This is a genomic window from Holdemanella sp. DFI.5.55 (assembly GCF_020593575.1).
Classification (GTDB): domain Bacteria; phylum Bacillota_I; class Bacilli_A; order Erysipelotrichales; family Erysipelotrichaceae; genus Holdemanella; species Holdemanella hominis.
In genome coordinates, this window is sequence record NZ_JAJDMK010000068.1 from 1 (window position 1) to 12,137 (window position 12,137).

Below are 12,137 nucleotides of genomic sequence, written 5' to 3' on the forward strand. Positions count from 1 at the left end.
TTGTACGCTATTTCTCGTCAAAAATCAACCATTTGTTGTGACAGAGCCTTTATTTTTATTTTCAAGTGTACATTCGATAACAATATGCTTTCTTTTCCTATAGAAACGTGTTATAGTAATTATGTTGATAAGTTAAGACTCTAACCCTTTCAATTAACTTTCTCAACATTCCCATTTCTGGACCGGGCCCATTCCGGTCCTTTTATTTTGTCACAAAAAATGTTTTTTTTGCTGATGAAAAATTAATATTATGGTAATATATCAATGTTGGTTATTTTAAATAATCAACCCTTTAGCATTAGAGCTGGTACCATTTCACAACTTACTCAAATCCAGCTCTATTTTTTGTTAAGAATTCTAAAATTATAAATGCAGGAACACACAAAGTTCCTGTTTTTTGTTTTAAATTGATTTGAATACAACTTCAAGATATTATATACACAGTATTAGATGGTATTAGAGGTATATATGATAAACAAAACTTTGGACTACTATAATAAGAATGCTGAATCCTTTATTCAAGGAACTGTATCAGCAGATTTAAAAGATATACAAGATAAATTTCTAAAAGAATTATCCGGAAATAAAATATTAGATTTTGGATGTGGATCTGGAAGAGATACTAAATGTTTTATTGAAGCAGGCTATGATGTTGAAGCCATTGATGGATCTTTGGAATTATGTAAAAGTGCCAGTGCATATACTGGTATTCAAGTAAAACACATGTTGTTTCAAGATTTGGATAAACAAAATTACTATGATGGCATTTGGGCATGCTCTTCTATATTACATTTACCAAAATCCGAATTAAAAGATGTCTTATCAAAAATGAGTAAGTCTTTAAAAGATGATGGAATTATTTATACATCCTTTAAATACGGAAATTTCGAAGGTGAAAGAAATGGAAGATTCTTCACAGATTTCACTTTAGATTTTTTCAAAGATTTCATTCATGGTGTAGATACCTTAATAATTAAAGAATACTGGATTACAACAGATGTAAGACCAGGAAGGGAGGAAGAAAAATGGTTGAATCTACTCCTTCAAAAGACCCATTCTTAGTTGAACATACTGATTTTTCTTTAAGAGAAAAAATCAAATATCCAAATGGTGGAATATCTAATTTCTATGATAATGGAAAAGATATGGTCATTATTGATGAAGATATTTGTGAGCACAAGAGTAATGATCCTGTATTTTCATATATGCTGATCACAGATAAACAAAATAATTATATGCACCAGTTTAATAGAGTTTTCCGTTTCTTAGGCTACTCTCATTTAGAAGTCGATAAATATCTTTCTAGAAAAGAAATTGTATTGCCTACTAGTTATACAAGAAGTGTTGGAGACAGAAGTGAACAATCCGATGTATCTCCATTAGAACTGCATTTCGAGAAGAGTTTTTCAAATGCTTATGGCATGAATGCACTTAAATACATTTCTAGAGAATATGGTATTTGTGATGAAAACGGAAAGAATTATTTCCTTGATTATTTTGTACGAACAAAAGATGAAAAATATGCAGTGGAAGAAAACGGTGTAACGTATCATCACCCTCAAATTATTGGTGAAGAAAAATATAAAAAACAATTAACAAAACAAAATACATGTGCCTCATGGGGAATCAAATTATTCCGTTTTTCTACTGAAGATTGTGCATTTGAAAATCGCATTGAAGATGATATTAAACAATATTTTGGAAATGATGCTTCTAAATTTATTGATAACGGTTTAAAAATAGACAGATCCGTTGAATTATATGAACATCAATCCATTAGTTTACAAGAAATCCAGAAAAGAAGAGATGCTGGAATTAAAGCATTTTTGATTGTACTACCAACAGCTGCTGGTAAGTCTAAAATTGTTGAGGAAGATTTACGTGAGTTTGCCAAGAATAAGAAAGGTTTTAAAGGATTAATATTAGTTCCAGGAATCAATATCTTGGCAGACTGGAATCAAAGAGTGCATAATTCTTTACCTGAACTAGAAGATAAAATTGATATAAGAACCTATGCATATATGGCAAGACATTATACAGAATTATCTTCAGATTATTATAATTATATAGTTGTTGATGAAGCTCACCATGCGGTGGCTCCCATACTAAAAAGAGTTATTCAATATTATAATGCAGATTTCACCATAGGATTGACTGCAACAGATCAAAGACCGGATAAGAAAAAATTAGAGACTGTGTTTGGAAGCTATTCCACTTCTCTATCTTTAAAAGAAGCTATGGAAAAAGGGATTGTTGCCAAGGCAAATGTATATCGAATTGAAACAAATATTGATCTTTCTAAAGTTCGTTTTAATGGTAAAGATTATGTAAATGCAGATCTAGAAAAAAGAATACGAGTAACTTCTAGAAATGAATTAATTGTAGATTTACTCAAAGAATACTTTACTTTTGGAGAAGCTAGCTTACGCCAAGGCGTTATCTTTTGTGTTAATGTTTCTCACGCAAATGAAATGGCTCGTCTTCTTAACAAAGAAGGAATTGTTGCAGCAAGCTATACTGGACAAACAAAAAATCCTACATCTGTCATGGATGATTTCAAGAATAAGAAAATCCGATTCCTTTGTACTTGTAACATGATTTCTGAAGGATGGGACTATCCTGAGCTTGGCATTTTAGTTATGGCTAGACCTACTCTTTCTAAAGTTCTTTATCTACAACAAATAGGTAGAGGGCTACGAAAAACTGATACAAAGAAAAATGTGATTGTGATTGATGTTGTTGATGAATATGGAGCTATGATCAAAGCTTGTAATATGCATACTATATTTGCAAATCCATATTATGTACCATTTGGTGATATCACAATAACAAATTACACTCCTGGAGACATGTTAGTTGTTGATGGAATTGAAGAACGAATTGAGCGTATTACTGAAGTGGATATCAACACATTTGAAGATAAGTATGGTGATTACCTAAGTCAAGAACAACTCGCACGAGAATACTTTATCAATACCGGAACTGTAACAAGTTGGATTAAAAAAGGAAAAATCAAGCCTAGTGTAGAATACAAATTTGGAAGTAAATCTTTATATTTATTTAGTCCTGATGATGTTGAAAAATATCGAAATGAACTAGGAATCAAAGAACACAACAACAATACAATCAAACAAGACTTCTTTGAATTCTTAGAAGAAAGAGATTATTCATTATCTTATAAAATGTCATTCCTATTAGCCTTTATTAAAAATGTTAATACTATTGGCGATGCAAAAATAGACGATGTATTAAATGATTATATTGCATTCTATCAAGATCGAATTGATAGAGGACTTCAAGTAGATCGCAGCACTTGTCCATATAATGAAACAATGTTACAAGATAGAAAAGCAATCTGCAAAAACATGCTAACAAATCCATTTGAAAAATTTGAACGTAAACGATTCTTATATTACTCAAAAGATTTAAGCATTATCGCAATGAATCATGCTCTATATAGTAAGATGAATAAAGAAGATTGGGATAGAGTTAAGTCTCAAATGCAGGAGGACTTACAACACTATTATTCTGATATGGGTGGAATGTAGAAACGGTTTGACCATAAACAGCCAAACCGTTTTTTGTAAGTGCCAAATAGGGCACATATCTTTACAAAGGAGCTGAAACTTCCTTATCCGTTACAGCTCCTGTTTGTTATGCTATAATTGTTCTGCTGAATCAAAATTGATAATGAATACTTTCCTTATACTCTTCATACAATTTTTGATTCAATGCATCACCGCCATCTAAGTTAGCGCTATAAAAGATTGGCGGTTTTTTCATGCCTGAATCTACTAATTTTTGTGCTACAGCAGCAACAATCGAATTAAGCATCATTGCTCCGATTACAGTTGAAGTTGGAGAAACCTTTTGTTCTAAACCATCAATTTTTACGCAAGCATCACCAACATCACCATGATTATCCAAAATAATATCAGCAAATTCATACAATTTCTTTTTTGATGGATGACGAGAAGTCACACTTTTAGAATAAGATAAATTTGTGATAGCTATTACTTTGGCGCCCATTTTTTTCGCTTCTGCTGCAATTTCAATGGCTACTGGATTTCTTCCAGAAACAGAATGAACAATTAATACATCGTCTTTTTTAAAGTTAACTTTACTTTGTGCTAGATTTGTTCCATAACCAACACATCTTTCCATTTTGCTTGTTAAAGTAATTGGAGATGTATCAAGCATAATCTCTCTACCAAAGATTGGATTAAATAACATCAAACCTCCAGCACGATAATACAATTCTTCACTCAAAATGCCTGCATGACTTGCACCAAAAGTATATATAGAATGTTTATTTAAGATACATGTGGTCAGTAAGTCAACACACTCTTCCATGGACTTTGCTTCATCTTTTTCGATGACATCCATTAACTCATGAATGCGTTCTAAATATTTGAATTCCATACTAAGCAATTAATCGAGCAATAAATCCTTCTACAATTCCCCATAAAGAGAAGTCCTGGCCACCATAAACTAACATCCATTGTTGAATTGTGTTATTGAAGAAGTAAGCTCCAAATCCAACTAAGAATACCATTACGATACCACATGCAGCGGCTCCAATAATACATCCACGAACTCCACCTTTGGCATTACCAATAATAGCAGCACATCCAGTTTCAAAGAAACAAGTTGAAATCAATGGAATTACAACTGTTGGGAACATTCCACTAGTTAGTAATAAAGTAATAATTGATGTAATCATAGCAACGATAAATCCAATTAATAAAGCATTTGGTGCATAAGGGAAAATAACTGGAACATCTAATGCTGGAATAGCATTTGGAACGATCTTATCCGCAATACCTTTAAATGCAGGAACGATTTCAGCAATCATCATACGAACACCTTGAAGCATTACAGTAATACCAACACCAAAGTAAATAGCGTGTGTAAAGATATATGTGAAAATACCAGTAGTTCCACCTGCATATCCCCAAACAGTTCCAGGATCTTTTCCGTTAGCTACTAAGATAAAATATAAAACAATGTAAGTAATCGCAATAGTAATTGATCCAGTAATTGAGATTTCTCTTAAGAATCCTAATGATTTAGGTACATTTAAGTCTTCTGTAGAATGTTCTTTATTTCCAAATAAAGTTGCTAATCCTGCAGATAACAATGATAAACATGTTGTTGGGTGTCCAATTGTAAATGAATCATCACCAGTAACAGATTTTACCAATGGTTTCATCAAATTTGGAGAAACAATCATATATACTGCAGTAAATACAGCTGCTAATCCAATTAATTTACCACCAGTTAATCCAGCATCTACACCTGCAGCAATAAATACAAATGGGAACCAATATAACATATGTCCAGTTAAGAAAATAGATTTCCATTTTGTAAAACGAGCCACTAATACGTTAACAGCAAACGCAATGATCATTACAATACCAATCTGTGTTCCAAATTCAGCTCCAATATCCACTGTTTTGCTTGCAACTGCACTTGGTGTTACTGCATTAAAAGCAGCCGAAATTCCATCAATAGAATTACCAGTAATTAAACCAGTACCACAAGATAGAATATAGAAACCGATTGCCGTAGTTAATGTTCCACGTACAATTTCAGAAAATGATTTTTTCTGAAGAATCAAACCAATACAAGCAATCAAGGCAAGGAATATAGCGCCTTGATTGAAGATTTCATTAATAATAAAATTTAATACTCCCATACATACTCTCCTTATTTACAATTTTCTTCTAAGTAAACTAAAGTTTTTTCTTCTACTTCTTTTTTGTTCATGAAATTTTTAATAGCCACAACAGGAACCTGTGCACGATCTTTGATTCGATCAGCCAATTCCTCAGAAATAAAAATTACATCACACTGGTTTGCACAACATGAACCAACATCTCCACAAAATGCTTCAATTTCATAATTATGTTCTTTTGCGATTTTTTCTACATTCATACGAAGCATCAAGCTAGAGCCGCATCCAAATCCACAAACAGTTTGAATCTTTGGTACTTTCATTCTTTCTCACTCCTTTCTCTATTTATCCTGAAACAAAGAATATAGTTCTTCTTCGCTTGTGCAGGCAACCATCTTTGCCACTATCTCTTCATCCATTAGTGTAGTGGCAACACTTTGTAACATTTCTATATGACTTGTTTTATCTGTACAAGCCAAACACATTACAATTCTTACGGGATCGTTATCACAATGAAATTCAATATCATTTTTAAACGTTGCGATTGAAATATCTGATTTTTTTACATACTCACACGGAGCAGCATGAGCCAACGCAAATTGAGGCATAATCACTATATATGGTCCTAATGTTTCTACACTACTTATCATATTTTCAACATAAGGTTCTTCAATTGAACCACATTTAACTAAAGGCACACTAGCTATACGGATTGCTTCTTTCCAATCCTTTGCTTCTAAACCAATTTGAATATTTTGTAATTTTATTCCTGTACTCATCTCTATTTTCTCCTCAATCATGTAAACTCAAAATCGACTCTATATTCTTACTATTTTTTAATAGCTCTATGTTTTCTGGTATATCCAATATATTGGCAATATTTAACAATTGTGATTCTTCCTTATCACAAATTCCTAAAACAACAATCGCAATAACTGGCTTTGTATTAAATGAACCAAATTGTATTTCATTTTCTAAAAGCAACAATGAAACACAATTTCTATTCACTCCATCATCTTTGCCAGCATGTACATAAGCAACTTTAGGAGTAATAACCATATAAGTTCCAAATTCATTTACTGCCTGGATCATCGTATTTACATACTTACCTTCAATATCTCCTTTATCCACCAAAGGTGCTGCTGCCTTGCGTATTGCATCTTCCCAAGATATATTTCCTTTCGAAATTGAAACATCATTTTTCGAAATATATTCACCTAAACAATGATAATCATGTTCTACAACTTTATTCTTATTAAAGAACAAAGAACACATTTTCATAAAGGATTCCTGAAACAATGTATTTCTTATCATTTCAATATCATTCTGTTTTAATAATGGATTGATATAAATCACATTCGTTGATTTCACGCTCATATAATTTGTTGATATGATTAAATCCACCTCATGACTCTCTAAATATTTCTCCGCCTCTTCAATCGAATAAGGTCCTACAATAAAACAATCTCCAAAGATTTGATACATACGAGATTTTAAAATAGAACTTGTTGCCAACCCAAAAGTACAAACAATCATAATAACTACTTTTAAATCTTCTTGTACTCCTGTTTCAAAAATAGAAGCAAGATATAATGCAATATACGATATTTCACTTTGATCAAAATTTAAATTGTATTTAGTTTCATACACATTCAATTCTTTTTTTGTGAATTCATACATAACACCAATTGCAAAACGCACCTGCTCATCCAATTCATTACGAATATGAATGTTATTCCTACATCGATAAATTGCTGCTCGAACATGTACTGTTAAACTGCGTATGATATCTTTCATATCTTCAGAATCAAAGTAATGTATCTTCTTTAAAGATGAAATCAAATGTTCACTTATTTCATTTGCCTCATCTTCAACCTTTGAATCCAAAGTTAAAGACCCCTCCACTCGTTCACCTAATAAGAACGAACTAATATATTCTTTATCATTACTATCCGAAATTTTCGTAGACAAGATAGAATTGATTCTTTCCATGTCTGAACTTTGAATTGTCGAATTTTTTGTTTTCATTAACCCCAATCGATTCAACAAAAAGCTTAAAACAATGGAAATTCGATCTCTATCTACATATCTAAATCGAAATTCATTTTCAATTTCTGTTATCAGCTCAAATGAAACATCTAGATTTCTTTGAATACCATCATTATTTATGCATAGTTCATAAACAATTTTCGAATGATCATTTGTAAACAACAAATCAATAAACAAACGCCGAATATCAGTCTCATCTCCTTCAAGGCTTGTACCAACACCCTGATTTTTTATTAATGAAAGATGATATCCATCAAGAAATTTTTCAATAGTATTCAAATCATTAATTACTGTTTGTTTACTTACACCACAATTAGAAGCAAGAGTCATAAATGTATTTACATCATCCAACAACAATGATGTAGCATAAATAACAATTCGCTCATTCTTAGAATAAGAGCAACTTAAATCATCAAACAATACTTCTTGTTTATCCTCTATCCATACACCCTTACCAGGCTTTCGAACCAAAGAGATTCCTTGTTCTTTTAAGTAAGCAGAAATTACTTCTAAGTCTTTACGCACCGTACGATTGCTCACTTCAAAATTAGACGCAATCACATCATTAGTCACATACGAATCGCGGCTTAATAAATATTCAATAATGTTTCTCTGTCTTAAAGTTAATGCAATCATATTTCTTACCTCATCTATAATTTAATCATTTTAAAATTTTACCTCAATACAAAATATAAACCAGCAATGTGGCACTTTTTTTAACAATTAATTTAAAATGATTGCGGTTTCACAACAATTTTATTAACACACAAACTGCATCATTGAACAAATTTTAAAGCGGCAAGTTTAAGTTTCGCTGCATTCTACATTTCCTACTACACCACACTATTTCCAAAAAATTACACAAGCGTAAATTGTTATAAAACTGTAATTAAAAAAAAGGAACCCATATTTGAGTTCCTAAGTAAAACAAGATTTTAAACTAATCTTGTTACGATTTGTGTTAAAAATGCAAGAAGGACTCCACAAGACGCATAAATTCTTGTTTGAGGTAAATCCTTTTTCAATGCATAGCCAAGAATAAAGAATCCTGCAACCGGCATACAATAAGAAAATACAAATGCCAAAGCATTTAAGATATAACTCTTTAGAAAATTCAATTTGTGACTCATAGTTTCATAGCCTTTTCTTTATTTAATAAAAATGGTCTTAAGTATGCGACTGTTGAACACATTGGCAAAACATCATCATTTAATGAAATATTCAATTCATTAATTATATATTTTCTTCTCTTTTGAATTCGATTCCACAATTCTGGTTCTTCTTGTGCAATCTGTTTTCGTAGATTTTCATCCGCTAATAAAACTGTACTTTCTGCACTTGTACCAGCATAGCCTGATTTTGATGGAATAATATCAATTTGATACAACATGCCACTTTGTACTAATTCTTTACTATTCTCATAAATATTTGATGACATCCACTCTTCATCAGCTGTTAAATGCCCAGGACACAAGCTCCAATTGTATTCAGTCTTTGGCATTGTTTCTTCAATTAAATCATAAACTTCGCCACCAAGCATTCCACAATGAACTTTTTCTAGCCATACTGCTACGGATGAGAAATATGGTTTTACTAATACATCTAAATAATCTTGAACAGTTTCATCCAATTCATTACTGTCATGAACTGCATAACCAGCTCTAGATGAGAATCCACCTTTATATCCAATCGATAAACTGATTGGATCTTTTAATTTTACAGTGTTATTGGTTGGATAAATATTTGCCTTAATAAATCTAGGACCTGATGCAGCAATTGTAACAACACTATTTTTTTGTCCATATGCATTTAGGATATCTCCCAATTCCATTTCTGAAATACCAACATCTAAATGGTTCATAGCTTTTAAAATACAATCACTCGCAAGGGCAGCACCAAATTCATAGTGAACGATTTCATTTACATTATTGGTACAACGTGCACCATCTTCTCCAATAAATAATCTTGTTGCATTAAATACATTACTTCCAACAAGTTCTTTAATTGTATCTACAACATAATATGGAACATCGAATAATTGAGCATTATCCTCATACTTACTAGTGAAGTTTTTCCATCCAACAATGCCTACCTTATCGCCGCTTTTAAATTCACAACGTTTTAAGATATCTTTGATTCCTTCTTTAACATCCATAGGTTGATTAGGTAATGAAAAGTGTGGGCAGTGAATAGATGTATTCTTAATTCTCGCTTTTGAAGCTTTATTTAAATTTTCATTTCCTAGAACCATATAATGATTCCCATTTGAATTCAAAACTAATAATGCTTCTTCAAATCTAGGTAAAAATCCTGTCAAGTACTCAAAATTATTACCGTGTTCTAAATCTGCATAAATCACTAATGAATCAAAGTTTTCACGATTCATTCTATCTAGCACTTTATTTAATCGTTCCTGCATTGTTTCATCAGTTAACTGCACTGGAACATTTGTGCAATCGCACTCAGGTAATTTTACATTTTCATATTTTACTTCCATAAATCTAATCTCCTTAACTAAACAAATATCTATAAGAATACACTTATAGATATTTTGTTATTATTTATACGTACCAGCTGCTTGTTTTAAAGCGTGTGTTGCTTCTTCTACTTTTGGACCATATACAACCTGAATATTATTTTCATTAATTCGAATAATTCCTAATGATCCAGTTGTTTTTAATGCAGCTTCATCAACTACTGAAGTATCATTTAAAATTAGTCTTAATCTTGAAATACAGTTATCAATGTCGCGAATGTTTTCTTTACCACCAATAGCTTTTAAAATTGTTGTTCCCAATTCACTAGCTTCAACTTGTCCTACATCATCACTACTATCTTCTACATCACGTCCAGGAGTTTTTAAGTTCTTCTTTTCGATTACATATTTGAATACAAAGAAGTAAGCGAAGAAGTAAACAATTCCTAGGATTACACAGAAGTACCATTTAGTATATGTACCTTGTAGGATACCGAAGATAAACAAGTCTACGAAACCACCACCAGCGTTACCAACACCGACTTGTAATAAAGACATAATCAAGAAAGACATACCAGCCATAAATGCGTGGAATACCCATAAGATTGGTGAAATAAAGATGAATGAGAATTCGATTGGTTCAGTGATTCCAGTTGCAAAAGAAGTTAATGCAGAAGCTAATAACATACCTCTAACTTTAGGCTGTTCTTTTGCGTAAGCTGTCTTATACATTGCGTAACAAGCACCTGGTAAACCAAACATCATGAATGGGTGAGTTCCTTGAGTTAAGAAACGAGTTGCTTGATGGAAAACGTTCATATCCATATTTTTTGCGACTAATTCTGCTTGGAAAATATTTAATGCACCAGATACTACTGTACCATCGATCATTGCAGTTCCACCAACTGGAGTGAAACGAATCAATTGGTTCAATACGTGGTGTAATCCAGTAGGAATCAATAAACGTTCTGCAAATCCATACAAGAATAATCCAAATGGACCAGATTTACTAATAACAGTTCCCAAGCCATCAATAAGCATACTGAAGAATGGCCATACAAAGTATGAAACAATTGCTACAAATGGTACTGTTAAGATAATCATAATTGGCACGAAACGGTTACCAGCAAAGAAACTAAATGCTACAGGTAATTTTTGTGTATGGAATTTATTGTGAATAAATGCTGTCCATAAACCAGCAACGATACCACCAAAGATACCCATACGATAAGTGAAAATTCCTAATTGTGTGTCATAAGCCGCATTTATTTGATATGCCTCTAATGTAGTTGAGCCATGGCTTGTTAAATAATCAATAGCTGTGTTTTCAGCTGTAATTCCATTTAATCCTAACATGTAGTTAAGCATTACGTGAAATAAAACGAAACAGATAACAACTGCAAATCCAGCAATTTCTTTATCTTCTTTTACCATACCAGTGGCAACAGAAATAGCAAATAAAATTGGTAATAATCCAAATACCTTTCCAACTAATGCAGATACTGCACCTACAACAACTTGAACACCTGCTGCACTCGCAAATGCTTCTCCAACTAAACTAGCATTGGTTAAAATAGTAGTGATACCTAACAACAAACCAGCTGCTACAATTATAGATAACGGTCCCATCATGGACTTACCTAGCTTTTGTATAAAAGTTCTCATGTAATCTTCTCTCCTTTACAATTCCAAAATGTGTAATGATCACTTGCAAGCTCTTACATTTCATATGCTACATTAAAATAAATTTCAATTCAATAAATCAAAGGTCTTTAAAATTGTTTATCAAAGTCTGTTTTTCCATCCATTTCTTGAATTTTCATCCAACGATATAAATACGTAAGAACATGCATTTAAAGAAAAAAATTAAGGTTTATTTTTTAGGCTCTGTCACAACAAATGGTTGATTTTTGACGAGAAATAGCGTACAATAAT

10 protein-coding genes are annotated in these 12,137 nt (G+C 32.0%); 2 read left to right on the forward strand and 8 right to left on the reverse strand.

From position 1 onward, the window contains the following. Positions 1-468: 468 nt before the first annotated feature. Positions 469-1,062: a bifunctional 2-polyprenyl-6-hydroxyphenol methylase/3-demethylubiquinol 3-O-methyltransferase UbiG gene (locus LJE08_RS11030; RefSeq protein WP_227403231.1), complete on the forward strand. Its 594-nt coding sequence runs from the start codon at positions 469-471 to the stop codon at positions 1,060-1,062. Beyond that, positions 1,026-3,548, forward strand: coding sequence for a DEAD/DEAH box helicase (locus tag LJE08_RS11035; protein ID WP_227403232.1), 2,523 nt, complete (start codon positions 1,026-1,028; stop codon positions 3,546-3,548). The genes LJE08_RS11030 and LJE08_RS11035 overlap by 37 nt, the downstream gene beginning before the upstream one ends. 130 nt (positions 3,549-3,678) lie before the next feature. On the opposite strand, the gene LJE08_RS11040 is transcribed toward LJE08_RS11035, so the two are convergent. The 8 genes from LJE08_RS11040 to LJE08_RS11075 all read right to left on the reverse strand — a co-directional run bounded on the left by LJE08_RS11040 (position 3,679) and on the right by LJE08_RS11075 (position 11,867). Next, positions 3,679-4,422 (reverse strand): sugar isomerase domain-containing protein, encoded by a 744-nt coding sequence (locus tag LJE08_RS11040; protein ID WP_227403233.1) that lies wholly within the window; start codon positions 4,420-4,422, stop codon positions 3,679-3,681. 1 nt (position 4,423) lies between these two features. Continuing rightward, positions 4,424-5,698: a PTS ascorbate transporter subunit IIC gene (locus LJE08_RS11045; RefSeq protein ID WP_227403234.1), complete on the reverse strand. Its 1,275-nt coding sequence runs from the start codon at positions 5,696-5,698 to the stop codon at positions 4,424-4,426. Between the two features lie 11 nt (positions 5,699-5,709). Next, complete coding sequence (locus tag LJE08_RS11050) at positions 5,710-6,000, reverse strand: PTS sugar transporter subunit IIB (RefSeq protein ID WP_227403235.1); 291 nt, start codon at positions 5,998-6,000, stop codon at positions 5,710-5,712. 18 nt (positions 6,001-6,018) lie between these two features. After that, a complete protein-coding gene (locus LJE08_RS11055) occupies positions 6,019-6,456 on the reverse strand; it encodes a PTS sugar transporter subunit IIA (protein ID WP_118319471.1) in 438 nt (145 codons plus the stop codon). Positions 6,457-6,469: 13 nt separating this feature from the next. Further along, entirely contained in the window at positions 6,470-8,362 is a 1,893-nt protein-coding gene (locus LJE08_RS11060; RefSeq protein ID WP_227403236.1) for a BglG family transcription antiterminator, read from the reverse strand. Positions 8,363-8,661: 299 nt separating this feature from the next. Next, on the reverse strand, positions 8,662-8,856 hold the full coding sequence (locus LJE08_RS11065) for a hypothetical protein (protein WP_154556038.1): 195 nt from the start codon (positions 8,854-8,856) through the stop codon (positions 8,662-8,664). Next, a complete protein-coding gene (locus LJE08_RS11070) occupies positions 8,853-10,223 on the reverse strand; it encodes a Xaa-Pro peptidase family protein (protein ID WP_227403237.1) in 1,371 nt (456 codons plus the stop codon). Before LJE08_RS11070 ends, LJE08_RS11065 begins: the two co-directional genes overlap by 4 nt. A gap of 60 nt (positions 10,224-10,283) precedes the next feature. Next, a complete protein-coding gene (locus LJE08_RS11075; RefSeq protein ID WP_227403238.1) occupies positions 10,284-11,867 on the reverse strand; it encodes a PTS transporter subunit EIIC in 1,584 nt (527 codons plus the stop codon). Positions 11,868-12,137: the final 270 nt, after the last annotated feature.

Coding starts and splice junctions, on each gene's coding strand:
- LJE08_RS11040 (WP_227403233.1), bottom strand. CDS start 4,422: ATGGAATTCAAATATTTAGAACGCATTCATGAGTTAATGGATGTCATC.
- LJE08_RS11035 (WP_227403232.1), top strand. CDS start 1,026: ATGGTTGAATCTACTCCTTCAAAAGACCCATTCTTAGTTGAACATACT.
- LJE08_RS11055 (WP_118319471.1), bottom strand. CDS start 6,456: ATGAGTACAGGAATAAAATTACAAAATATTCAAATTGGTTTAGAAGCA.
- LJE08_RS11065 (WP_154556038.1), bottom strand. CDS start 8,856: ATGAGTCACAAATTGAATTTTCTAAAGAGTTATATCTTAAATGCTTTG.
- LJE08_RS11030 (WP_227403231.1), top strand. CDS start 469: ATGATAAACAAAACTTTGGACTACTATAATAAGAATGCTGAATCCTTT.
- LJE08_RS11060 (WP_227403236.1), bottom strand. CDS start 8,362: ATGATTGCATTAACTTTAAGACAGAGAAACATTATTGAATATTTATTA.
- LJE08_RS11045 (WP_227403234.1), bottom strand. CDS start 5,698: ATGGGAGTATTAAATTTTATTATTAATGAAATCTTCAATCAAGGCGCT.
- LJE08_RS11075 (WP_227403238.1), bottom strand. CDS start 11,867: ATGAGAACTTTTATACAAAAGCTAGGTAAGTCCATGATGGGACCGTTA.
- LJE08_RS11070 (WP_227403237.1), bottom strand. CDS start 10,223: ATGGAAGTAAAATATGAAAATGTAAAATTACCTGAGTGCGATTGCACA.
- LJE08_RS11050 (WP_227403235.1), bottom strand. CDS start 6,000: ATGAAAGTACCAAAGATTCAAACTGTTTGTGGATTTGGATGCGGCTCT.